The 24,154-nt window shown below is 62.0% G+C and carries 22 protein-coding genes; 11 read left to right on the plus strand and 11 right to left on the minus strand.

From position 1 onward, the window contains the following. Window positions 1-148 precede the first annotated feature (148 nt). The 8 genes from NSJP_RS17630 to NSJP_RS17665 all read right to left on the minus strand — a co-directional run bounded on the left by NSJP_RS17630 (window position 149) and on the right by NSJP_RS17665 (window position 11,061). Window positions 149-1,318 (minus strand): MFS transporter, encoded by a 1,170-nt coding sequence (locus NSJP_RS17630; protein ID WP_080888185.1) that lies wholly within the window; start codon window positions 1,316-1,318, stop codon window positions 149-151. Then, the gene (locus NSJP_RS17635) at window positions 1,315-2,118 is read right to left on the minus strand and encodes a hypothetical protein (protein ID WP_155970428.1); all 804 of its coding nucleotides are present in this window, start codon (window positions 2,116-2,118) and stop codon (window positions 1,315-1,317) included. The genes NSJP_RS17630 and NSJP_RS17635 overlap by 4 nt, the downstream gene beginning before the upstream one ends. Further along, window positions 2,115-3,398: a carboxylesterase family protein gene (locus NSJP_RS17640; RefSeq protein WP_155970431.1), complete on the minus strand. Its 1,284-nt coding sequence runs from the start codon at window positions 3,396-3,398 to the stop codon at window positions 2,115-2,117. Before NSJP_RS17640 ends, NSJP_RS17635 begins: the two co-directional genes overlap by 4 nt. After that, a complete protein-coding gene (gene ribD, locus NSJP_RS17645; protein ID WP_080888188.1) occupies window positions 3,395-4,516 on the minus strand; it encodes a bifunctional diaminohydroxyphosphoribosylaminopyrimidine deaminase/5-amino-6-(5-phosphoribosylamino)uracil reductase RibD in 1,122 nt (373 codons plus the stop codon). The genes NSJP_RS17640 and ribD overlap by 4 nt, the downstream gene beginning before the upstream one ends. 57 nt (window positions 4,517-4,573) lie before the next feature. Beyond that, window positions 4,574-7,387, minus strand: coding sequence for a pyruvate, phosphate dikinase (gene ppdK / locus NSJP_RS17650; protein ID WP_231989425.1), 2,814 nt, complete (start codon window positions 7,385-7,387; stop codon window positions 4,574-4,576). Between the two features lie 38 nt (window positions 7,388-7,425). Then, window positions 7,426-7,872, minus strand: coding sequence for a hypothetical protein (locus NSJP_RS17655; protein WP_155970434.1), 447 nt, complete (start codon window positions 7,870-7,872; stop codon window positions 7,426-7,428). 89 nt (window positions 7,873-7,961) lie between these two features. Beyond that, window positions 7,962-10,139 carry a glycine--tRNA ligase subunit beta gene (gene glyS, locus NSJP_RS17660; RefSeq protein ID WP_080888191.1) on the minus strand — a complete coding sequence of 726 codons (2,178 nt, stop codon included), beginning with the start codon at window positions 10,137-10,139 and terminating at the stop codon, window positions 7,962-7,964. 10 nt (window positions 10,140-10,149) lie between these two features. Next, entirely contained in the window at window positions 10,150-11,061 is a 912-nt protein-coding gene (locus tag NSJP_RS17665) for a glycine--tRNA ligase subunit alpha (RefSeq protein ID WP_080888192.1), read from the minus strand. Between the two features lie 260 nt (window positions 11,062-11,321). On the opposite strand from NSJP_RS17665, the gene NSJP_RS17670 reads away from it, so the two are divergent. Both NSJP_RS17670 and NSJP_RS17675 read left to right on the plus strand, forming a co-directional pair. Then, window positions 11,322-11,756: an RrF2 family transcriptional regulator gene (locus NSJP_RS17670; protein WP_080888193.1), complete on the plus strand. Its 435-nt coding sequence runs from the start codon at window positions 11,322-11,324 to the stop codon at window positions 11,754-11,756. A 3-nt stretch (window positions 11,757-11,759) separates the two neighbouring features. After that, window positions 11,760-11,987, plus strand: coding sequence for a hypothetical protein (locus NSJP_RS17675; RefSeq protein ID WP_080888194.1), 228 nt, complete (start codon window positions 11,760-11,762; stop codon window positions 11,985-11,987). Here the strand turns inward: NSJP_RS17675 and NSJP_RS17680 are convergent. Further along, window positions 11,968-12,300, minus strand: a complete 333-nt coding sequence (locus tag NSJP_RS17680) for a hypothetical protein (RefSeq protein WP_080888195.1) — start codon at window positions 12,298-12,300, stop codon at window positions 11,968-11,970. The two genes, NSJP_RS17675 and NSJP_RS17680, sit on opposite strands and share 20 nt — an antisense overlap. 262 nt (window positions 12,301-12,562) lie before the next feature. Between NSJP_RS17680 and NSJP_RS17685 the strand changes: the two genes are divergently transcribed. The 5 genes from NSJP_RS17685 (at window position 12,563) to NSJP_RS17705 (ending at window position 17,290) form a co-directional block, all read left to right on the plus strand. Beyond that, window positions 12,563-12,967 (plus strand): fibronectin type III domain-containing protein, encoded by a 405-nt coding sequence (locus tag NSJP_RS17685; protein WP_172834439.1) that lies wholly within the window; start codon window positions 12,563-12,565, stop codon window positions 12,965-12,967. A 131-nt stretch (window positions 12,968-13,098) separates the two neighbouring features. Beyond that, the gene (locus tag NSJP_RS17690; RefSeq protein WP_080888197.1) at window positions 13,099-14,964 is read left to right on the plus strand and encodes a transketolase; all 1,866 of its coding nucleotides are present in this window, start codon (window positions 13,099-13,101) and stop codon (window positions 14,962-14,964) included. Beyond that, entirely contained in the window at window positions 14,933-15,661 is a 729-nt protein-coding gene (locus NSJP_RS17695) for a Crp/Fnr family transcriptional regulator (RefSeq protein WP_155970437.1), read from the plus strand. The genes NSJP_RS17690 and NSJP_RS17695 overlap by 32 nt, the downstream gene beginning before the upstream one ends. Before the next feature lie 137 nt (window positions 15,662-15,798). Further along, window positions 15,799-16,785 (plus strand): multicopper oxidase domain-containing protein, encoded by a 987-nt coding sequence (locus NSJP_RS17700; RefSeq protein ID WP_080888199.1) that lies wholly within the window; start codon window positions 15,799-15,801, stop codon window positions 16,783-16,785. Window positions 16,786-16,891: 106 nt separating this feature from the next. Continuing rightward, a complete protein-coding gene (locus NSJP_RS17705) occupies window positions 16,892-17,290 on the plus strand; it encodes a hypothetical protein (RefSeq protein WP_080888200.1) in 399 nt (132 codons plus the stop codon). Here NSJP_RS17705 and NSJP_RS17710 read toward each other — a convergent pair. Then, the gene (locus NSJP_RS17710; RefSeq protein ID WP_155970440.1) at window positions 17,284-17,583 is read right to left on the minus strand and encodes a hypothetical protein; all 300 of its coding nucleotides are present in this window, start codon (window positions 17,581-17,583) and stop codon (window positions 17,284-17,286) included. The genes NSJP_RS17705 and NSJP_RS17710 overlap by 7 nt on opposite strands. 46 nt (window positions 17,584-17,629) lie before the next feature. Continuing rightward, the gene (locus NSJP_RS17715; protein WP_080888202.1) at window positions 17,630-18,145 is read right to left on the minus strand and encodes a hypothetical protein; all 516 of its coding nucleotides are present in this window, start codon (window positions 18,143-18,145) and stop codon (window positions 17,630-17,632) included. A 445-nt stretch (window positions 18,146-18,590) separates the two neighbouring features. Here NSJP_RS17715 and NSJP_RS17720 point away from each other — a divergent pair, with 445 nt between their 5' ends. From NSJP_RS17720 to NSJP_RS17735, 4 genes are read left to right on the plus strand one after another with little or no spacing between them, the layout of a single operon-like run. Next, on the plus strand, window positions 18,591-19,463 hold the full coding sequence (locus NSJP_RS17720; RefSeq protein WP_231989426.1) for a formate/nitrite transporter family protein: 873 nt from the start codon (window positions 18,591-18,593) through the stop codon (window positions 19,461-19,463). Window positions 19,464-19,496: 33 nt separating this feature from the next. Further along, entirely contained in the window at window positions 19,497-21,107 is a 1,611-nt protein-coding gene (locus NSJP_RS17725) for a DHA2 family efflux MFS transporter permease subunit (RefSeq protein WP_080888203.1), read from the plus strand. Further along, window positions 21,104-22,615 carry an efflux transporter outer membrane subunit gene (locus tag NSJP_RS17730; RefSeq protein ID WP_231989427.1) on the plus strand — a complete coding sequence of 504 codons (1,512 nt, stop codon included), beginning with the start codon at window positions 21,104-21,106 and terminating at the stop codon, window positions 22,613-22,615. The genes NSJP_RS17725 and NSJP_RS17730 overlap by 4 nt, the downstream gene beginning before the upstream one ends. Before the next feature lie 16 nt (window positions 22,616-22,631). Further along, on the plus strand, window positions 22,632-24,131 hold the full coding sequence (locus tag NSJP_RS17735; RefSeq protein WP_080888204.1) for an efflux RND transporter periplasmic adaptor subunit: 1,500 nt from the start codon (window positions 22,632-22,634) through the stop codon (window positions 24,129-24,131). The last annotated feature ends 23 nt before the right edge of the window (window positions 24,132-24,154 follow it).

The following is a 24,154-nucleotide window of genomic DNA, read 5'->3' on the forward strand; positions in this document are numbered from 1 at the left end:
TTTACTAAATACCTGCTTCACGACATACACGAACACGACGATCAGGACAAGAACGCCCAACACCGTGACGACGCCGATGACGATATCTCCCGTCGAATGTTCTTCCATCACCGGCATTATAGTCGTTTCGTGTTCAACCTGTCTCCGATCACGCCTGTCTCATCGTAATCCAGAAGGCCGACGCCGCCACGAGTTGCAGGCCGGCGATCACGGCGAAGGCGCCGGCATAGCTCATCACGGCGATCAGAATACCGGCCAGGAGCGGCCCGCTCGCGTGTCCGATGTCCATGATCGTGCCCTGCATGCCCATGCCCGCCCCCAGCGTCTTGAACTCGGAGCTGTCCGCCACGAGGGCGGAGGATGAGGACGAGACCACTGCCTCACCGAACCCAAACCCGGCGGACAGAACCAGGAGGAGCGGAAAGAACGAAACATGCGGGATGCAAACGAACGTGGCGGCGCAGATCATCAATCCCAGCACGATGAGCGGCTGCCGCCCGATGCGGTCGGATACCCGTCCCATGATCGGCTTGGAAAAAAACGACGTGAATGCCTGCACGCTGAACAGCAATCCGACATCCCCGGCATTTAACCCCACCGACAGACCGTACAGCGGCAGGAATGCCATCAAGGCGCCGTTGGCAATCATCTTGGCCGCGTCCGTGGAACTGGTGATCAGCACCTTCTTGTTTCTCGAGACCACCGTAAACCCCTTCCACATCTCCGCCGTGACCGCCGACAGTCCCCTTCCCTGCATGCGCGGGGGCGCCACGTTCAGCCGCAGGCTGTAAAAGAGGACGATCGCGGCGCATCCGAACACGCCGGCCGTGACGAACGCCGCGGGGAATCCCGACGTATAGACCAGATAGCCTCCGATGAAGGGCCCCAGCAAGGCACCCGACTGCGTACAAGCCGTATAGGTGCCGAGAGCTGCCCCGCGGCGTTCCCGATAGAGTTCCGCCACGGTCGCCAGGGCGCTCGGCGCGAAGATCGCCGTCGCAAGTCCATGCGCGAACCGCAATGCGGTCAACGCGTTCAGGTCCGTAATGAACGGATACAGGAACGGGGGAAGGCCGAAAGCCACGACGCCGATCCGAAGCAGGATCGTCCGGCCGTAAATGTCGGACAGGGCGCCGGACGGCAGCTTGAGGAGCACGCCGGTCAACGTCGACACCGACACGATCAATCCGATCCGCTCAGGCCCTGCGCCGAGCGATTCGGCAAATAGCGCCAGCACGGGCATGCGCACCATGTTGTAGCTGATAAAACAGAGTACGCCGACCGTGCAGATCAGGACGAAACTTCGCGCGGACGTCATGGGACCATCCCGTCATGCGGACGCCCCGGGACTTGCGCCGGATCCGCGAGGGCGCGCTGCAGGAACGCGACGTCGGCGGCGTCCAAGGCCGGGGGATCCATGGCTTCGGACAAGACGCGATCGGGGTGCCGGCGCATCTCGACGCCAAGGCGATTGACGGTGTCCAACCCTTTCGCCAACTTCTTTTCCACCGTGCTACCGATGAGCGGGCGCAGGAGCGACAGCACCCCGGAGACGAAGCGGTTGTCCACCTTCATATAGGACACCATCGTCGTGTCCATCGACTCGGTTCCCTCAGGTTCCCGCACGACTTTGGTTCTCAAGAGCACCACGGCCTTGCCTGTCAGGCTGGGCAGCAGCCTGCTGTGGTGGGTTCCTTCAAGATAGTAGATCCGCGACGAGCGATCATGATAGACGAGATGGACCAACCCTTGAGTCCCCTCCCCGTCGTCGCCCCAATACAAGCCGGGGCCGCGAATCTCCGACTTGTACAGTCCCAGATCCAGACGGTTGATCAGCGCCGCCGCCGTCGGCGGTCGGTCGAGCAGATACGTATAGAGGGTCTCCGTCAGCGCCGTCCGCACCGGGCCGATCTTGTTGGCCGTCGTATAGTCGTCGACGACCGGCTGCAACCGGCAGGTCCAGTCGGCATCGACTTTGTCGATGGGAAACGTTAATCCGGCGTGGTCCGCCTGCAATGAGCAGGTCTCCGAGCGGGCTTGGCTGACCGGCCAGCACGCGACCGTGCCGATCACGACGGCGGCAAACAGCGGCGCCGCGCCGGGCGGGAGGGACATCATGGCGTCTGCGTCGAAATGGTCAGGTGGATGGAAAACAGCTGCCGCGGATCGTCGCGCAGCCGCATCTGCCTGAGCAGGTGCTCCACCGACGGGGTCACGAGCCCTTCGAACGACACCTTGCCGTTGGTCGAGACGGTCAACGGCTTCGTCACGTCGATCATTCCCTCATTGAGGAACAGGCTGTAGCGCCGGATCCGCTCCGTCGTCACGTCGATGCGATCCGGCGCGACGATCGTCGCGTCGAGCTTGGCATACTCCCGGCGGCGGATCGACTCGTCCCGTTTGCTGACCAAATCGTCGGCAAAGGCGGCGATGGGATCGGTGGCGTCGAGCCGTACCCAATCGAACGGCTGAAAGTGGCTGGCCTCGCGAACCACCGTCAGTCTCGCGGGCAGTGGATCGCGCCGCTGGCGATTGAGCCAGGCCGCCAGCTCGGGCAATTCCTCCCGCGGGAAGTAGTGGCCGCCGGCCACCGGATGCTCGCCCTGATGTTCCCGGTATACATGTGGGTAGCCCAGTGCCGTCAGTTCGCGGGAAATCGACCGGCTCAGTTCGACCGGCATGACCTGGTCCTTTTCGCCGTGGATCATATAAACTGGGGTATTTCGCAGATTCGCGAGGAAGGGCATCAGCACCTGATCCAGCCCGCTCGCCATCGGGGCGATACCGGCGAACAGCGGCGCGTGGTGCATCCCGATCAGCCATGTGCCGATACCGCCATTCGACATGCCGGTGAGGAAAATCTGGTCGGGATCCACATGATACCGCCGCCGCACCTGCTTGATGGACGCGAGAACGAGCGTCTCCGCCCGTTTGGTGAACCACGCGCCCCCCGGATACGTCGGACAGGCGAGCAAATATTCATCCTCCAGGCGAGCCCTCCATCGTTCAAGATAGGCCTCGCCGGTAAATCCGGCACCGTGCAGGCACACCACCAACGCATAGCCTTTGGACGGTTGATAGGTGAGCGGAATAGACAGCGCGAGCTGATAAGACCGGCCGTCGACGACGACCTGCTCGTCCGGCAGGGTGCCGATGGGCTGCGACGAATACGGATATTCCGTTTGGACGATTTGCGTAACGGTTTCGATCGACGCGTCAGGGCGTGCCGTGATCGCCCGCAGCAGCCGTTCCGCTTCGTCGCTATTCTGCGAATCCAGATACTGGAAAATCAGCGGAGCCAGCGCGTCGGCATCCGCGGCCCGGGAGCTCGGCTCACTCCACAGGCCGAGGGCGGTCAGAGCGGTAAGAAAGACCAGCGCGAGCGTCCACGGGGTCACAAATCTCCTTCGACCAAAAAATCCTCGCCGAGAGATCGGATTTTCATGCCGCGCAGCCCTGAAGCCGATGCGAGCCGCACCGGTCCCCGACCGCCGATGAGTCCCATGGCATCAGCCCCCCCCAGTAACATCGGGGCGACGTACAAGCATACGTGATCGATGAGCTTCCCGCGAAGCAGCGATGCGTTGATTTCGCCGCCGCCTTCGACGAGCACCGACGTGATTCCGCGGTGGCCCAACGCTCTCAACAGCGCCGGCAACGACACCTGTTTCTCGGCCGACGGCAGGATGAGGATCTCGATTCCAAGCTGTTCGAGGGCTCGACGGCGGGATACGGAGGCAGCCGTCGTCGTCGCAACGAGCGTCTTGGCGGTTTCCTGCTCCGAAAGCACATGGGCGCCAGGCGGCACCCGGAGGGTGCTGTCGACCACGACACGCAGCGCCTGCCTATCGGCAGGCGCGAGCAAACGCGGACCCGTTCTGGCGATCAACGACGGATCGTCTTTCAGCACCGTGCCCACGCCGACCAACACCGCATCGACCTGCGTGCGTAACCGATGCGCATCTCTGCGAGACGGCATGCCGGTGATCCACCGCGATCGACCGGTGGACGTCGCAATCTGCCCATCCAGCGTCATCCCCGCCTTCAGAATGACATACGGCCGCCTTGCAGTGACCCAGTGACTATAGGTTCGGTTCAGCGCTTGAGCCTCTCGCTCCTTCACGCCAAGGGTGACCGGAAGTCCGGCACGCCGGAGCGCCGCGACGCCTTTGCCGTCGACCAGCGGATTCGGGTCGGTCGTCGCGACGATCACGCGCCGCAAGTTGGAATCGAGCACAGCCGGGACGCACGGCGGAGTGCGTTTCTTCGTATGGCAACAGGGTTCCAGAGTGATGTAGAGATCCGCCCCTTCGGACAAGGGGCCCGCCTCGAGGAGGGCGAGAATTTCCGCGTGCGGCAGGCCGGGACGAAGATGAAACCCTCGGCCTACGATGCGGCCGCGCCTGACCACCACAGCCCCCGCCATGGGGTTTGGGCTGGTCGTCCCCCGTCCCTTCTCCGCCAGACGAAGCGCCAGGGACATGTACCGGTCGTCGTCCGCGGGGTTAACTCGCATGGCTGACGAAGACACGCGGGTTAATCAGGCGACTCTTCCGTTCAACCATGCGACCGATCATCGCGTCTTCTTGCGGGCCGTTTTACGGGCCGTCTGGGAACGGCGCGAGGATCGCGCCGCGCTCTTCGGTTTCGCGCGCGACGCAGCAGAAGGTTTGGCGGCTTTCTTGGCATCCGCTTCGGCCAACGCGGCATGAGCCGCGGCAAGCCTGGCGATCGGCACCCGGTAAGGCGAGCAACTGACATAATCCAGCCCCAGTTCGTGGCAGAACTCGACCGAGCTCGGATCCCCTCCGTGCTCTCCGCAGATGCCCAACTTGATCTGAGGACGAGTCTTCCGGCCCGCCGAGATCGCCTGCTTCATCAGCGCGCCGACACCCTCCCGATCGAGGACGGCGAAGGGATCGGACTCCATGACATTGACGGTCTTGTAGTGGTCGATGAATTTTGCGGCGTCGTCGCGGGAAAAGCCGAACGTGGTCTGCGTCAAATCGTTGGTCCCGAATGAGAAAAATTCCGCCTCTTCGGCGATGCGGTCGGCGGTCACTGCGGCGCGGGGCAACTCGATCATGGTGCCGACGAAATAAGACAGCTTGACGTTGTACCGCTTCATGGTTTCCTGCGCGACTTCACGGACCAAGTCTTTTTGAGACTTCATCTCGGAAACCATGCCGACCAACGGAATCATGATCTCCGGCACGATCTTCTTGCCTTCCTTCGCCAACTCGCAGGCGGCTTCCATGATGGCTCTGGCCTGCATCCGCGTAATCTCAGGCATCGTGATCCCCAGCCGGCAGCCGCGGAGCCCGAGCATGGGATTGAATTCGTGCAGTTCCTCGACGCGGGCGAGCAGCCGGCGTTTTTCCTCGAGCTTGGCGCCGTCCCCTCCCGTCAATTCCAGTTGCGCGATCTCCACCATCAATTCTTCCCGCTTCGGGAGAAATTCGTGCAGCGGGGGATCGAGGAGCCGGATGGTCACCGGAAATCCCTGCATCTCGCGGTAGAGGCCGATGAAGTCCTGCTTCTGCAGCGGCAGGAGTTGATCGAGGAATTTTTCCCGTTCTTCCTTCGTCCGGGCCAGGATCATCTTCTGCATGATCGTGATCCGGTCCTCCGCGAAAAACATGTGTTCCGTGCGGCAGAGGCCGATGCCCTCGGCGCCGAACCCCCGCGCGATGTTGGCCTGCTCGGGCACGTCGGCGTTGGCGCGCACCCGCAGAGTCCGGAAGCTGTCGGCCCAGGAGAGAATCGTGGCGAACCGCTGGAACTTGTCCGACTTTCTCGGATCGAGCTTGCCCTGGATCACCTGGATGATCTCGGATTCCACGACGGGAATATCGCCTTCATACACGTTGCCCGTGGATCCGTTGATCGACAAATAATCGCCTTCGCGGAACGTCTTGGCGCCGATCTTCACCGTTTGGGCATCCAGCACTTCCACGGATTCGCACCCTGCTACGCAGACTTTGCCCATCTGGCGGGCCACGACCGCCGCATGGGAGGTCATCCCGCCACGGGCGGTAAGAAACCCGGCCGCCGCGTTCATTCCGTGAATATCGTCCGGACTCGTCTCCTGTCGGACCAGCACGACCCGGGTTCCCGCCGCCTTCATGTCCACGGCGCGATCGGGCGTCAGGGCGATCTTACCGGCCGCCGCGCCGGGACCGGCCGGCAATCCCTTACCCAACGGATTGGCCTTGGATTCTTCTTTGGTATCGAAAATAGGATAGAGATATTGCGCCAGCTGATCCGCTCCGATCCGTTGAACCGCTTCCTGCCGGGTGATGGCTCCCTCTTTCACCATGTCCACGGCAATCTTGACGGCCGCGATCCCGGTGCGTTTGCCGACGCGGGTCTGCAGCATGTAGAGCTTGCCTTCCTGGATCGTAAACTCCAGGTCCAGCATGTCGCGGTAATGTTTCTCGAGCTTCTTGTAGGTATGTTCCAGGTCCTTGTAGGCCTCTGGCACGTTCTTCGCGAGCGCGTTCACGGGCAGCGGCGTGCGGATGCCCGCCACCACGTCTTCACCCTGTGCGTTCATCAGGCATTCGCCGAAGAACGTCTTCTCACCGGAACTCGGGCTCCGGGTGAACGCGACGCCGGTCCCGCTCGTCTCGCCCATGTTGCCGAACACCATGGCGACGACGTTCACCGCCGTCCCCCACGCATCGGGAATGCCGTACAGCCGGCGGTACGTGATGGCCCGCGCGCCGAACCAGGAGGAGAAGACGGCGCTGATGGCCATCCGCAATTGCTCCAGCGGCTCGTCCGGAAAATCCTTCTTGGTTTCCTCTTTAACCAGCGCCTTGAAGCTCGCGACCAGCTCGCGCAGGTGTCTCGCGTCGAGATGGGTTTCGTGCGCGACGCCGACTTCGGTTTTCTTGTGCTTGAGAATGGCCTCGAAATGTTCGCGCGGGACGCCCATGACGATGCTGCCGAACATCGACACGAACCGGCGGTAGCTGTCCTGGGCGAACCGGTCGTTGCGGGTCTTGGCGGCCAGACCTTCGACGGTCTTGGTGGTCAAGCCCACGTTCAGCACCGTGTCCATCATTCCCGGCATGGAGGCGCGCGCGCCGGACCGCACCGACACCAGCAGCGGGCGCTCGGGATCGCCGAATCCCATGCCCATGGATCGTTCAATCCGCTTCAGGGCCTGCAAGGCCGCTTCCCACATCCCGGGCGGATACTTTTTCCCCAGCTTGTAATATTCGACGCAGGCTTCGGTCGAAATCGTGAAGCCGGGCGGAACGGAGATACCCAGATTGGTCATTTCGGCCAACCCCGCGCCTTTTCCGCCGAGCAACTCTTTCATGTTCGACGTGCCCTCGGCTTTGCCGTCCCCGAAGTAGTAAACGTATTTCTTTGCCACGCGTGCCCTCTCCTTCCGCTCCACGACCCGTGGAGAATTCATGAACTGCGCGGTGCGGCCGCCTCCAATTGAAGCCGATAGCGGCTTACGAGATAGCGCCTCGCCCAGAGACCGAATAAGAGTACGGCCCCGACGAACAGCGCGAGCGCCAGCAGCCGAAAATCAGGCCGGATGCTTTGGTCGAAATAGTACCGTCCATCGGGACCCTGCCGAACTTTGAGATCGCTCGCCAAGTGGTGCGGCGCCCCGGACGGATCGGCCAGATTGATCCATTCGGAACACAGACGGACGGGTTCCGAAGCGCCGGGCACCCTCTCCCAGGTCAATCTCAGACAGACATCTTTCGTGGCATTGAAGAGATCCGGCGTCTTGACCAACTCGTCGAGGTTCACACCACTGACCCAAACCCCGAAGATCAGAATGCCGTTGCAGAGCACGATCAAGCCGAGCGTGACGAGCATCGTATACTGACGCACTTTCGCCACCGGCGCGCGAGACTCCCGGGACGCAGGTTCGCCAGGTTCGATTGTGGGGTACGGTCGCTCCATCCCCCTCACCCAGGGACACAAGCCGTCTAACCACCTTGTACCATAATACGCGAAAAGTCGGCGAACGACTTGAAAAACTCATCCACCGTTTTCAGCAGCGACAGACGGTTGCCGCGGACGGCCGGATCCTCGGCGTTGACCATGACCCCTGTGAAGAACTCATCGATGACCGGCTTCAATCGCACGAGATGGCCCAAGGCCCGGTCGTACCGTCCCTGTTTCATCTCGACTTCGAAGTCTTTTCGACGCTCGTCCGCCTGCCGGTGAAGTGCCTCCTCGGCCGGATGGCTGAACAGGGCCGGATTGACCGGCTCTCGATTCCACTGCTCCTTCTCGACGATCCGGGAGGCTCGTTTGAATCCGACGATGAGCGGATCGAACTCGGGCTCGAGCGTGACAGCCTGCAACGCCTGCATTCTCCGGAGGACGTCCGCCAAATCGAGCGCGGTTCCTGACACCGCCCGCAACACCGCGTCCATGACGTCGTCCCGCAAACGATGCACGGTACGGCCATAGTGGCGTACACGCTCGAACACGAAGTCCGTGATGCGGCGCACACTCTGCTCGGATTCCGGCGTGCCTTTGAAACCTTCGGCAACGACAAGAGCCCGAGCCTCCTCGATGGCACAACGCAGATCCAACCGGAGTCCTCCCTCCAGCACGATACGCACGATCGCTGTGGCATGGCGGCGAAGCGCAAACGGGTCCTCGGAGCCGGTCGGCACGAGACCGACGTGAAAAAACGCGGCGATCGAGTCGAGCCGGTCGGCCATCGACAGCAGTTGCCCCGGCAGCGAACCCGGCAGTTCCCCTTCGAGCGCCTTGGGTAAATATTGTTCACGAACCGCCTGCGCCACCGCGGCAGACTCCCCGTCGTGACGGGCATATTCTCCGCCCATGATCCCCTGCAACTCCGGAAACTCGCCGACGATGCCCGTCAGGAGATCAGCCTTACACAAGGCCCCGGCCCGGCCGCAGATGCGTCCCAACTCGGCATCGCCGGGATCGGCCTGCGCCGCGAGAAATTCGGCCAGCTTCCTGACCCGCTCCTGCTTCTGGCCCATCGTTCCCAGCTTTTGATGGAACGTCACGCCCGCCAGCTTTGCGACGCGCGCCCCAAGTCTCACCTTTCGATCTTCGTCGAAGAAAAACTTCGCATCGGCAAGCCGGGCGGCCAGCACACGCTCGTTGCCGGCGCGAATCAGCGACAGATCCTTGATCTGAGTATTGGCCACGGCGATGAAGTGCGGAGCGAGGGCGTCTGTGTTCTTGTTCCTGACCGAGAAGAATCCTTGGTGCTCCTTCATCGAGGTCATCAGAATGTCCGACGGCACGGCGAGATAGTCCGGCTTGAACCCGCCGATCAAGGCCTGCGGCCATTCGGTGGTGAAGACCGCCTGGTCGAGCAGCGACTCATCGGCGTGCAGCGCGAAGCCGGCCGTCGCGCACAGCCGGTTCAGTTGCGATTGAATCAGGGTCCGTCTCCGCTCGGGATCGACCAGGACCCCGCCCCGTTCCAGTGCCGCCTCGTAGGACTTGGCGTCGCGCACGATGATGGGGCGATGGCCCGCCTTCACCCGATGGCCGTAGGTTCGATTCCCGGCCGTGAGGCCCGCGGCCTGAATCGGCAAAACCGCGCCCGCGAAAACCGCCAGGATCCACCGTACCGGCCGCGCGAATCGAACGCCGCTCTCGTTCCACTTCATCGCCTTCGGAAACGTCAAACCGCCGACGAGTTGCGGCAGCAGTTCCTGCAAGACGGCCTTGGCGGGACGCCCCGCATCCTGCTTGACCGCAAACACATATTCGCCTTTGGGTGTAGCCCGTACCTGCAGCGATTCGACGGCGATGCCTTGACCGGCGGCGAATCCCAGGGCCGCTTTGGTCGGCTGCCCGCCGGCGTCAAAGGCCACCGCCTTCGACGGGCCCATCGCCTCCTTGACCACCGAAGCCTGCCGGAGCGCCAGCCCGTCGACGATGAGCACGAGCCGCCGCGGCGTCCCATAGCTGCGGAGGGCGCCGTAGGACAGGCGGGCCTCTGTCAGAGCCCGGGTCGCCTGCTCCTTGAGATGTGCGAGGGCCGGAACGATGAAGTGATACGGCAGTTCCTCGGTGCCGATTTCCAGGAGCAGTTCGCCGCCGTCGCGGCGAGCCGGGGACTTGGCAACCTTGGTCGCTGATGGGCGTGCGGTGTGTTTGTTCATTGACCGTGACCTACTTGTGACCACGGGAACCGGCCGTCTTGGGCCGGCGCTCGATCAGCGGATGTCCCATGGCGGCCCGTTCCTCGATATACCGCTCGGCGCACTGCTTCGCCAACGCGCGCACCCGCCCGATATAGCCGGTCCGTTCCGCGACGCTGATCGCGCCGCGCGCGTCGAGGAGGTTGAACACATGGGAAGACTTGATGCAGTAGTCATAGGCAGGGAGTGCAAGCCGCCGGTCCGAGTGGCCGAGCAGCCGCTTGCTTTCGGCTTCGTAGGCCTGAAACGCACTCATCAGCATGTCCACGTTGGCTTCTTCAAAGTTATACCGCGAGAACTGCACTTCGGATTCATGATGGATGTCGCCATATTTGATCTGGTCGGTCCATGCGAGGTCGTAGACGTTGTTCACTTGCTGGAGATACATTGCAATGCGCTCGGTGCCGTAGGTGATTTCGCCTGTGATCGGACTGAGCTCGATCCCGCCGATTTCCTGGAAGTAGGTGAACTGCGTGATCTCCATCCCATCAAGCCGGACCTCCCAGCCGAGGCCCCAAGCTCCCAGCGTCGGCGATTCCCAGTCGTCCTGGATGAACCGGATGTCGTGCTGTTTCGGATTGATTCCCAGCCTGGCGAGACTTTCGAGATAGAGTTCCTGAATATTATCCGGCGAGGGCTTCAGCACGACTTGGTACTGATAATAATGCTGCAGCCGGTTGGGATTCTCTCCGTATCGCCCGTCGGTGGGACGACGGCACGGCTGCGCGTAGGCCGCCCGCCAGGGTTCCGGACCGAGCGCGCGCAGAAACGTGGCGGGATGAAACGTGCCCGCTCCCATCTCCAGATCATAAGGCTGATGAATGACGCAGCCTTGATCGGCCCAAAATCGGTGCAATGTAAGGATGAGATCCTGAAAGGTCACGAAGAGTCACGCCCCGATGCCGATAACCAACCTCTCGATGCTCGAGCCGACGGTCGAAGCTATCAAGAATCGAGCGGCTCTGTCAATAAACCTCCTCTATGATCAATGAGTTGCGCGTTCATCCTGTCTCCCCATTTCGTACGAAATCCGCAAAGAGTGCCACGTTAGGACAAGCCTGGAAAGACGGCCGCAACCTTGACTCAATCACCCTCCAGGCCTATCCTGCCATTCTTGACTAAGTCACTTTATTTCCAGCACAGATGAAGCTCTCAAAAAAAAGTGAGTACGGCCTGCGGGCGCTTCTCGAATTGACGCTCGCGAACGGCAGCAAGACGCTACAGCGCCACGAGATCGCCGACCGCCAGGGCATCCCCGTCGAATTTCTCGAGCAGATTCTGTTGGCCCTCAAACGCGCGGGCCTTTTATCCAGCCGCCGAGGAGTTCGCGGCGGCTATGTCCTGATCAAGCCGCCGAGTCAGATCACGCTGGGACAGGTCATTCGGATTCTGGACGGTCCGCTCGCTCCCATCGGCTGTGTCAGCAAGACCGCCTACCAGAAATGCTCGGACTGTCCGTACGCCGAAAAGCCCCGATGTCCCGTCCAACACGTAATGGGAACGGTGCGCGACGCGATTGCCGACATCCTGGACAACTACACGCTCGAAGATTTCTCAGCCGGACAACAAAACGGATAATGGATGGATCCGGAAACGTTCCGCCGGATCTGCATGGTCTTCGACGGATTGGTGGTGGGATTCGGACTGTCACGGGTGGTCAGGGAGTTGGACCTGGCCTCCTCCCTGACCACTTACGGCATTCTGACGATCGTGATCCTTATCAATGCCTATCTGTTGTTCCGGTTCTTCCGGGATTGGGATCGGGAGTTTCCCCCCGTTTCTACTTCTTCTACTTCACTTCAATCGTGACGACGGATTCCGCCGCCAGCATCTTATGGTCGTCCGTCGCCGCCACGACCTTGATTTCGTGTTTGCCAGGGGCCAGATTGGTGAAGGTCCCCTTGAATCCCTTCTGATACTGCCCATCGAGATAGACATGAGCATGATGGGCTTTGACGCCCTTCGCCAATTCGTACTTGAGATCGACGGAGGCGCCGTCGACGCTCGCGCCGTCGGCGGGCGCCGTGATCGTCACCTTCGACCCGTCCTCATCGCCCGCCAATACCGCCGAGGCCGCGCCGTTCACGGCCAATACACCTACCAACACGATCGCACACGTCATCCCTCGCATCCTCGCCTTGCCTCCCGTTGATGAGAATTGAATCGCGACGGTCGTCTCGATGGAGAGCGACTGTTCGATGGTCTATACCGGAGCGCCGTTCAGCGAGTCAAACCGGGAATCAGGTCCATCGGCGGCGGGTAACAGACAGTATGTATTCCCATTCATTGACTCGCCCCCGAATCCTTTGCTAGCCTTCCCGCTGCCGATCAGCCATCCGTCTCGACAGGACCGCCCCCTCACCTCCATTCGACGAGAGGTTGTGATGACCACCCTCCTCCCGACATCCGGTTTCCCGTTTCGCACCGTTCAGGCCGTGCTGTTGTCGTTGATGCCCGCCGCGCTGAGCGCGTGCGGACAGGGCGGCGGAAATACCATGGGGGCCGTTCCGGACACCGGCGGATCCGTGTCGTCACTGAGCGTCACCCTGGCCTGGGATCCGGTTCCCGATCCCGCGGTGACGGGATACATCATTCATTACGGACGCTCGTCTCCGAATCAGCGCGGATCCTGCCGGTATGAAGCGTCGCTCTTCGTCTCGCAACCCAAGGGAACCGTACATAACCTGCGCCCCGAGACACGGTATTATTTCTCGGTCAGTTCGTACAACGGAGTCGAAGGGTCGTGTTCGGAAGAAGTGTCGACCATTACTCCCGCCTCGCCCGCATGATCGCCGGAGACCTCGCGTCCGACTTCATTGACTCGTCCGCCTCGGGTTTGCTAGCCTGAGTTTTCTCTTCTTGCCGCCGCGCGCGAGTGAACGCACGAGAGCGCCCGGCGGAATTCCAGAAAGGAGTTTCAATGGCCAGCCCGAGCCTCACCCCCGATCTCCTCACGACGCTCCATAATAAAGCCACGACGCTCCGGATCGAAAGCGTTCGGGCCACCAGCGAGGCCGGCAGCGGACATCCGTCGAGTTGCTGCTCCGCCGCGGACATTGTGTCCGCCCTGTTCTTCCACGTCATGCGGTACGATCCGAAGAACCCCAAGGCTCCCAACAGCGACCGATTCGTCCTGTCAAAGGGACACGCCGCTCCGCTGCTGTACGCCGCCTGGGCCGAAGCGGGTCTGTTTCCGGTCAGCGAGTTGCTCAAGCTGAGAACCCTGACGTCCGACCTCGAAGGCCATCCGACTCCCCGGCTCCCGTTCGTGGACATGGCAACCGGCTCGCTCGGCCAAGGACTTCCCGTGGGCGTCGGTATCGCGCTCGATGCGAAATTCGTCGACAAGCTGAGCCGCCGCACGTACGTGTTGATGGGGGACGGAGAATCCGTCGAAGGCTCCGTCTGGGAAGCGGCGGAAATAGCCCGCCAGTATGCCCTGGACAATCTCTGCGCCATCATTGATGTGAACCGGCTCGGACAGAGCGACCCGACGATGCTGCAACATGATATGGATGCCTATCGCGCCCGCTGGTCCGGCTTCGGATGGCACGCGATAGTGATCGACGGTCACGACCTCACGGCGATCGTCTCGGCCTTCTCGAAGGCCGCCGAGACAAAAGGGCGCCCCACGGTAATTTTGGCCAAGACCTTCAAGGGCCGGGGCATCTCCTTCATGGAGGACCATGCCAACTGGCACGGCAAGCCCATCCCGAAGGGCGAGGACATGCAAAAAGCCGTCGACGAATTGACCAAGCAATTCAAGCCAAACGGCACCCAGGTCGTCATCCCGAAGCCGGTCCCGCCCACGACTGCTCCTGCAGCCGCGGGGACCATGCCGGCTTCTCCCTATAAGATCGGTGATTCAGCCGCGACACGAGAGGCCTTCGGCGTAGCGCTCGAGGCGATCGGGGCCGTCAACCAGCAGATCGTGGCGCTCGATGCCGATGTGAAAAATTCGACCTACACCGAAAAATTCGGCAAGAAATTTCCGAACCGATTCTTCGAAAGTTTTATTGCGGAGCAAAACATGCTCGGCGCGGCGGCCGGACTCGCCGCCTGCGGGAAAATTCCCTTCGTCGCCACCTTCGCCGCCTTTTTCACCAGAGCATACGACTTCATCCGCATGGCCGCCATCAGCGGCTCGAACATCAAACTCGTCGGCACGCACGTCGGGGTCAGCATCGGAGAAGACGGACCGTCGCAGATGGGCCTTGAGGACATCGCGATGATGGCCGCACAACCGGGGGTGACGGTCCTCTATCCGTCGGACGCCACCAGCACCTACCGGCTCGTCGAAGCCGCCGCGGCCCATAAGGGCATGGTGTATCTGCGCGCCGGCCGGCCGAAGGCGCCCGTGATATACGGGGCGGACGAGCGGTTCCCCATCGGCGGATCGAAAGTCGTCCGCCACGGTCAATCGGACGTCCTCACCATCGTAGCGGCGGGCGTCACCCTATTTGAAGCGCTCAAAGCCCACGATCAATTGAAAGCGGCCGGGATCTCCGTACGCGTGGTCGATCTGTACAGCATCGTCCCCATCGACCGCACCACGCTGCTGGATTGCGCTCGCTCGACGCAGGGGCGGATCCTCACCGTCGAAGACCACTACGCGCACGGCGGACTCGGCGATTCCGTGCTGGGCGCCGTCGGCGCCGAGGGCATCCGCGTGCACAAGCTCGCCGTGCGGGTCATCCCTCACAGCGGGAAACCCGAAGAGCTCGTCGATCACTTTGGCATAGGAGCGCGCTCCATTGTCGAAGCGGCAAAGCAAATCATCAAGTAACGGGGAGGCTGCGGCCCTTCCGCCGGGGATCGCACACATTCCCCTGCTCAATATCCTGTCCGACACGGACCGTCGTCACATGCTCGGCGAGCTGTCGGAAGCCCGCTACGGTAAAGACGATTACATCTTCCGCGAAGGCGATCCCACCGAATACTTCCACATCGTCAAAGAAGGCATCGTCAAGTGCGTCAAGTCCTCGCCCGAGGGCAAGGAATGCACGTTGAAAATGTTGATGCCAGGCGACCTGTTCTGTTGCGACGCCGCCGCCTTCGACGGAGCCTGCCATCCGGGCGCCGCACAATCGATGGGCGACGTGAGCGTCTTGAGGATGAAAAAGACCGCCTATTTCGAATTGCTTCGGCGCAGTCCCGACGCCGCGCTCGAAGTCATCAAATATCTGGGCGCCCGGCTCAACGAAGCGCAGGAGAAAGCCAAGTTGCTCGCCTTGGACCGCACCGATCAACGCCTGGCGGCCCTGTTGCTTGACCTGGCCGAACGCAGCGGCGTTCCGGATCCGCAGGGCATCAGGCTCGCCGTGCGTCTCACCCGTCAGGACATGGCTGACATGATCGGCACCACGACCGAAACCGCCATCCGCATCATGAGCCGGTTCAAAAAGGACCGTCTCGTGGCCGGGACGGCAAACCGGTTGATTATCAAGGACCTCGCGCGCCTCAAGTCCTTCGCATCCGTCTAATTTCACGCGCCTGTCGGGTATTTTCCAAAAACATGACGAATATCATGTTTTTGCTTCTACCTCCTTCTGTATCCTGCCGGCACAGTTCGACCCTTTTTTCATAACCTGGCTGTCATCTCCAAGAAGGAGGCCCCAATATGGAGACTCGTCGTCCGCATCCGCATCCCATCCTCGCCGGTCTTGCCGCCTGCCTGCTGATTCCGCTTTCGCTCGATGCGACTCCGGCCAACGCCAAGACGCACGAAGTTGCGATGACGGCGGTCGAGACCGATGTCGTCATCGACGGCAGCGGCGAGAAGTACGCCGCCTGGACGTTCAACGGAACGATGCCCGGGCCCGTGATTCGCGTCACGGAAGGCGATACGATCAAGTTCACGCTCACGAATCCCGCGACGAACAAATATCCGCACGCGATGGACTTTCATGCGGCCGAGATCGACTTCTTGAAGAACTATCGCGCCATCAATGCGGGCGAAACCCTCACCTATTCCTTCGTCGCCAAGAAACCGGGCGTCTTCTTCTACCACTGCGGCGCGCCGCCGATGATCCAACACGTGGCCCGCGGCATGTTCGGCGCCGTCATCGTGGATCCGAAGAATGCCAAAGCCTGGCCGAAAGCCGATCGCGAGTACGTGCTGGTGCAGTCGGAACTGTACAAGAATCCGGACGACGTGCAGGCCATGTTCGACCGGAAGTTCGAGCACGTGATCTTCAACGGGGGGGTCTTCAAATATCATCCGTTCGTCACCGGTGGCGGCAAACTCGACGCCAAGCCCGGCGAGCGGGTACGGATCTTTTTTGTGAACGCGGGTCCGAACGAATTTTCGGCCTTCCATCCGATCGGCGAGATTTGGGACAGCGTGTATGAGAGCGGCAACCCGGCCAATAAGCTGAGCGGGGTGCAAACCTACGTGGTGGGCCCGGGCGGCGCGGCCGTCTTCGACGTGGTCGTGGAATCGGCCGGCGCCTATCCGCTGGTCACACATTCTCTGACGGGCGCGCTCCGTGGAGGCATCGCCGTGCTGGTGGCATCGCCGGACGCCGGCTCGCAACCCCTGATGCCGATGGTGCCATGGAAAGTGTTGGTGCCCCAGACTGAAATCACTCCGGTCCCGGTGCCGTAACGGTCCGGAGGGACATGAACCCGGCTGTCATGAACCGGCCGGGAAGCGGCGCGGCCTCCATCTCAAGAGGTCGCGCCGGCCGTCTTCTCCACAAGGAGTCTATGGAATGAATCGGAATGGTCTGCAATCCCGCGTGAAGGTGCAGGTGCTTTGGCTCATGCTCTGTTGTCTCTCCGGATGGCCGCTGCAGAATGCTCAGGCCGGTTCACCCGTTCATCGCATCTCGCTCCAAGTCGGCGGGCCCGGCTGTGCCATCCAGCAGACCGTCCTTTCAAAAACGCTCCTGGTCCTCCCGGGGGTCATGGCCGTGGATTGGTCCTTGCTGCCCGACCATGCATTGATCGATCTCGATGCCCGGTCTATCACCGAGCAGGATCTCGTGGCCGCCGCCGCGCAGGCCGCGGGTCCGTCCTGCGAAGTCCGGCCAATGGCGTCCTGCATCAGTCCCATGCCGGCCGGCTCAATGACAGCCAGACCGATCGAATCGGCTGGACCTCTTCAATAAACGACTGCCGGACGACTCCCCTTCACCAGCAGCAGCAACCGTTCCTGTTGCAAGGGCTGATCGGGATCCCGGGTATAGTGAGAAGGATCCGCAGCCACCTCCACCTTGCTCAAAGGAATCGATAATTGCTGCCGCATATGCGGCACGTCGGTGTCCAACGCCAACGCGACGAGTTGATCGGTACAGCCCGTCACTTCGGCATTGAGATCCCGAGCATCGTCGAACTGCACGCTGACTCGTTCCTCCGGATTGATCCACTTGCGGATCACTTCGGCTTTTTCCAGGTTACTCATCTGTATCTCCTCCATTTCCCTCTTCCTTCCTTCAAGCACTCCCTTTTCAGGCCGCTCTGTAGCCTTCCGTCATCTTCGTTTCGACGGATTCCACGACTCTCGACCCGATGATGGAGCCCCAGATCGTCGTTCCAAGCGACAGAATACCCCCGATCGCGACGAACCACGCGACGAAGGAGACGATGTCGGAAGGCGGCACGGTTTCGGCCAACATGGCACCCAGACTCATGGCAGTCGGCGGCAACACCATCAGGATTACCGTCAGCAGTCCCCACAGTGTCAATCCATGGAAAATACTTTCGACATAGCTTGACGAATCGGAAACCCACGCTGCAACGTAGCCCCCGATAAAGGCGGCGGCAAGCCACGCGACACCGCTCCATGCGAGCACCCAGTATGCCGTCGAGCCTTCCGGTAAAGACCCCGAACCGACATATGCCATTCCAAGTCCCAGGGCACTGACGACGATATGGAGTCCCAGTGCAACGGACAATCCCGCCCCCACGGCCGGCCATCGAAACAACACCAGTTTCGAGCGATCGCGAAACGATAAAAATAGCATGGTGCGCCTCCCACACTAGGGTTTCGGAGAGGTTGTGGCTCAACAAATATCCATACTCATGAGGCATGGTCCGTGCCTTTCCAGCAACGGAGGATACTTCAAGCAAATCGACGCGCGCTCTCCCCCCAGACGAGACGGAATTTCTCTGTCTCGTCCAACCTGTCCTCTTGGCCATTGCGTTCAGTTCCATTCCAATTTTCCGCACACCCACCGCGAGTCACACACACGCAGGGGGTAACGACATCGAGCGATATCGCACCCACCGCACGTGTCGGCTCCACTCATGCACCGACCTCGCCAGAGCCTCGCGATTCGTCACGGTTCGCTTTTCAGGGAAAACCTACGATAGGCCGCTGAGATGCGCGAGATCTCGCTTGGCCTCAAAGTTGCTCTGCCCTTGATCGACATCCGCGCAACTCATTCTCCCATCTCGGAACGGAGCAGGATGATGGACTATGTGAAGCCGCACGACGTCGTGAAAGACATGGTAAGCACGGGCGCGCTCAAGCTGGATGTGCCGGCCTCGCACCTCGTAATCCGCGGAGCCCTGGCCGGAGCCTACCTTGGGATCGCAACCAGCATGGCCGTGACGGCGGCGGTCGAGACCGGTAGTTGGCTGGTCGGATCGCTGCTGTTTCCCATCGGACTGTGCATCGCGATTTTGCTGCGGACCGAAATCATCACCGGAAGCTTCGCGCTGCTGCCCTGCGCGACAGCGGCAGGAAAGGAGAACGCCTGCGTCAGTCGGGTGCTCGTCAACTGGGGATGGGTGTTTCTGGGCAACCTGCTCGGCAGCGTCGTCTACGCGGCCATGCTGGCCATCGTGCTGACGACGGCGGGAGACGCGGGGCTCTCCGCAACCGGCACCAAGCTGATCGCCATCGCCGAAGCCAAGACCAATTACTACGCGTCCCACGGCTCGGCCGGCATGCTGACCGTGTTCACAAAGGCGGTGCTGTGCAATTGGATGGTGAGCCTCGCGGTCGTGTTCGCGTTTGCGACGACCTCCCTGTCCGGCAAGATCTTGGCCATCTGGGGTCCGACTCTGCTCTTCTTCTCGCAAGGGTTCGAACACGCGGTCGTCAACATGTTCGTCATTCCGGTCGGCATGTTGCTGGGCGCGCACGTCACGCTGGCGGACTGGTGGATCTGGAACCAGATCCCGGTCACGCTGGGCAACCTGGTCGGTGGAATGGTGTTTACGGGCTTGGCCATTTATTTCACCCACCGGACTCCGGCGACGGCTCCTGTCGTGCAGGCCCCGGTGGAATCCGCCACCGTGCCCGAACATGGACGCGGATATTCTCCGTCATTCTGAGACGGTCTTTCTGATGATCGTGGAGACGGTTCGATGAACGATGCGTCACCCTCCTCCGGATCTCGCGACGCGCGGCTGTGCGGATGGCCGTTCATTCTGTTCAACGTCGTGTTCGGCCTCGCGCATATGATCGTCCTGTTCAACGCGGGGTCCTACGTGGCGCTGCTTCCGCACGCGGCGGGAGATCTGGGCGGGGTGCTTCCGAGCTTCGGCACCTGGGCGCAAACGGATTTCATGATCGCGCTGGCCCTGGCGTTTCCGATCGCCCGATGGCTGGCGGCGCGCTTCGGCGAGGGGCGGGTCTTCGTGTGGGCCTTCGTCGTGTATGCCGCAGCCTCCGCATTGTGCTCCATCGACGTCTCCATCTCCGCATTCGTGCCGGCACGCATCTTTTTGGGACTGGCCGGCGGGTTGACGCTTCCACTTGGCCAGTCGCTGCTTCTCCAGGAATATCCGGACCGGCTCAAGTCGATGGGCCTGGCAATCTGGGGTCTGTTCACCCTGATGCCGCTGACCCTCGGATTCGCCGCCGGCGGATGGATCGCGGATGAATGGGGTTGGCGGAGCCTGTTCTATCTCAACATCCCGCTTTCCCTCGCCGTGTCCGGATTCACGGCGGCCCTGCTGCATCGGAGGCCGTTCGAGGTTCGCCGCGAGCCGTTCGACTTCGTGGGATTCCTGCTGTTGGCCGTGATTCTCGGAGGTCTGCAGACCATCCTGAACGAGGGCAACGATTTTGACTGGTTCGACGACCCCTTCTTGCGGATCGTGCTGCTGATCGTCGTCGCCGCCGTTCCCATCTGGATCGTGTGGGAACTTGGCGAACGCCAGCCCGCCGTCGACCTGCGGCTGTTCAAGAACAGGAACTTCGCCGTCGGCGTCCTGTGCCTGACGCTGGGATTCCTCTCACTGCAGGGGTTGCTGTCGCTGTTCGTCGTGCAGTTGCAGATGCTCATGGGATACTCTTCGACGCTCGCCGGCATGGTGTTTCTGCCCATGATTCTCCTGGGCATCCCGATGATCGCCATCATGCACGAAGTGGCCAAACACGTGGACGTCCGGTTGCTGGCCAGCGTCAATGCCCTGGGATTCGCGGCCACCTATTATTGGATCGGCCTCTTCGACGATCCCCAGTCCTACGATCAAATCTTCTGGCCCATGGTCTTGGCTGGCGTCTTCCTCGGCTCGTTCTTTACTCCCCTGACGGTGTTGACGCTAAAGGGCCTGTCCGGCGACCAGATGTTGCGGGCCGCCGAAGCGGCCAACATTCTTCGGATCGCCGCCGGCGCGCTCGGCATCACGTGGCAGGGCGTCGTCCTGTTTCGGCGCCTCCCCTTTCATCAGTTGCAGTTGAGCGATCACTTCGGCGGCCGCACCTCCGCAAGCTACGACGTGCTGCAGCCGATCGTGGAAAAACTCCAACAGGTCGGGCTCGATCCGGGCATGATCGAACGCAAGCTCCAGCTGATGATGAAGCAGCAGGCCGGCATTCTGGCTCTGAACGATGCTTTCCTTCTTTCGAGCTACCTCTGCCTGGGACTGGCTTTCCTCGTCTGGTTGGCGAGGCCTACGCGGGAACCGGCGGTAAGCCGCGCCGAGACCGTCAGAGTCGTGCGTTCGGAAGAACTGATGGAGCAGCCGTGACGCGTACATTTCGCACGGCCATGCGAGCCGGCTTTTCGGCCGTCGGCGCGTATGCCCTCCTGATCACAGCCGGGTGCGCATGGATTCCCAAGGGAGACCCTCCGGCCGCCTATCTCGACACGCCCGAGCTCAAGGAGACGCTTGAGGAAGTCTCGAACCGGCTGCAGAACTGGCCGGACGACCGCTGGTGGGAACAGTTCAAGAATCCGGAATTGAACGGCCTGATGGGGCAGGCGTTGAAAGACAATCCCGGCCTGAAGGCCGCTTCGGCCAGACTGCGCGAGGCGCAGGCGCTGGTCCGCGTCGAAGGCGCCAGACTGCTGCCGTTTCTGGAAGCCGACGCCTCTCTCACCTACGAGCGCATCTCGCAGCACGGAGTTTTCGCGGCCTTGAATCCCGAAGTCGCCGGCGCGCACATTCTCCTGGGCGTCATCAACCCGCTCAGTCTCCGATACGAGTTCGACTTCTGGGGCAAGAATCGCGCGACCATCGAAGCGGCGCTGGGGCAAGCGGCCGCCGAGGAAGCTGAGCAGGCCGAGATCCGCCTCCGCCTGACCGCCGGAATTGCCCGCGCCTATTTCCGCGGCCAGGCCCTTCACCGGCAGCTCGAATTGGTCCGCTCGATCGTGGAACTGCGACGGGGACTCCGCCGGCTCGCCGAAACGCGATACGAACTCGGCCTGGACACCGATTTGGCGGTTAAGCAAAGCATCGCGGAGTATGAAGCCGCTGCCAAGCGCCTGTCGGGCGTACGGGATCAGCTCGACGTCCAACGCCACCTCCTCGCCCGCCTCATAGGCAAGGGACCGGATGAGGCGCTTCGCTTCTTCGGGAAGACCGGCGTCACCATTCCCGAACAGATTCCGGTCCCGGAGCATCTGTCGATGGGATTGCTGGTACACCGGCCCGATCTGGCCGCCGCACTCTATCGTGCCGACTCGGCGGCCAGAATGGTCAAAGTGGCCAAGACGCAATTCTACCCGACGATCGATTTGACGGCCTTCGCCGGGTTCAACGCGCTGACGCTGACGAAGGGAGCCGACAAGCTCGCCAATTTTCTGTTCAGCGGCCAGAGCTTTTCCTATGGCATGGCGCCCGGCCTGCGCCTGCCGATCTTCGAAGGAGGCAGGCTGCGAGGCGAACTGGCCGCACATCGCGCGGAATACGACGCCGCGGTCGAACTCTACAACGATACCCTCCTCGGTGCGTTGCGCGAAGTCGCCGACAGCCTCAGCGCCTGGCAGTCCACCCGCGAGATGCTGGACTCCCATCGCCGGTTGGTCACCGCGTTGAGCGAGGACTGGCGCCTGGCGAAAGTGCGGCTGGTTTCGGGGCTGGACGACGACCGGGAAGTCCTGCGTCATCGCTATCCAGTGCTGGAGCAGGAATACGCGATGCGGGCTCTCGAGAGCGACCAGTTGGTCTCCGCCGTGGATCTGATCGAAGCCCTCGGCGGCGGATATCGCAACGACGACGTGAGCAAGCGGCCGGCGCAGCAGGCCGGCTGAGCGTGGGGCGAGGACGATGACGCAGGACTCTGGAACAGACGACGTTTCGCTTCGACGGCAGCGCAACCGGCGGCTACTGGCCGTGACGGCGGCGCTGGTCCTGGCCGGCGCGGCCTACGGCACCTACTGGTGGACCGTATCGAGCCACTGGGTCCAGACGGACAACGCCTATGTGACGGGAAACCTCGTGCCGGTCGCCGCGCAGGCGACCGGCATCATCACTCAGGTGCGCTTCGAGGAAACCCAATTCGTGAATCGAGGCGACGTCCTGGTCCGTCTCGATGAACACGAAGCGTACGCGGCATTGGGGCGCGCCCGTGGGCGCCTCGGTGAAACGGTCCGGCGGATCAATTCGCTGTTCCTTACGCAGCGGCAGGTGGATGAAAAACTGGCCGCCCGGCGCGCCAGACTCGAGGTGATCCGCCACGATGCGGAGCGGTATCGCAAGGCTTCGCCGACGGGAGCCGTCTCCAAACAGACGCTGCAAAACGCTCTCGACCATTTGCAGGCCCTGGAAGCGGACGTCAGGGAAACCGAGGCGGAATACGACGCGCTGGACGCGCAGATCGGCGGCACGACCGTCATGGAACATCCGGCGGTTGAATTGGCCAAACACGAATTCATCGAAGCCCATCTGGAATATGCCCGCCAGCGGATTCTCGCGCCCGTATCCGGGTATGTCGCCAAGCGCAAAGCCCAGGTCGGCGACCGGGTGAAACCCGGCGCCAATCTGATGACGATCGTGCCGCTCGATCACCTCTGGGTGGAAGCGAACTTGCGTGAGACCGAGTTAGGCGATATCCGGCCAGGCCAGCCGGCCGAAATTCGCGTCGATCTGTACGGAGACAAACATACGTTTCACGGGACGGTCGAAGGCTTGGTGCCGGGCACGGGAAGCCCGTTCGCGCTCCTGCCTCCCGACAATTCCACCGGCAACTTCATTCACATCATCGAACGCGTGCCGGTCCGCATCGCCCTGGCAGCCGACGAGATCCGCGAACATCCCGTCAGACCCGGACTGTCCACGGTCACCAAGATTCGCGTCGGCGAGCCGGGCCAATCGGTCTGGTCTTCGTTGGCCAAGGCCGATACCGACGAGTACCAGACGGACGTCTACGGCGACGAGTTGACGAGCGCCGAATCCGTGGCCCAGGGAGTCATCGCCGGCAACGTGAGAACCGTCGGCTCGAACTCGGGACCAACCGCGGCGATCGCCCGGGCAACCGAGGATGAGGCGCTCTCTGCGCAAGCCCCTACCACTCGCTCGGACCTCGGCATGACCGACCGCTCCGGCGAGCATCCGCTCCGCCGGAATGCCGGAGAGGACTCCGGGACGGTCATCCCCTCGACCGTGCCGCCGAGGAGCCCGGATTTGGGCGAGGCGCAGCGTCCGCTTTCTCCGTCCATCGGTGCAGGATCGGACCGGTTTGGTCAGCAAGCCAGTCCTCCGGCCTTCAGCCGGCCGGCCGGCGTTCCCGAACGAGCCGGAAGCCACATGAAGTCCACCGTCCCGTGACAAGTTGGGGAAAGCAGCCGAAC

This window comes from Nitrospira japonica (assembly GCF_900169565.1).
Taxonomy (GTDB): domain Bacteria; phylum Nitrospirota; class Nitrospiria; order Nitrospirales; family Nitrospiraceae; genus Nitrospira_C; species Nitrospira_C japonica_A.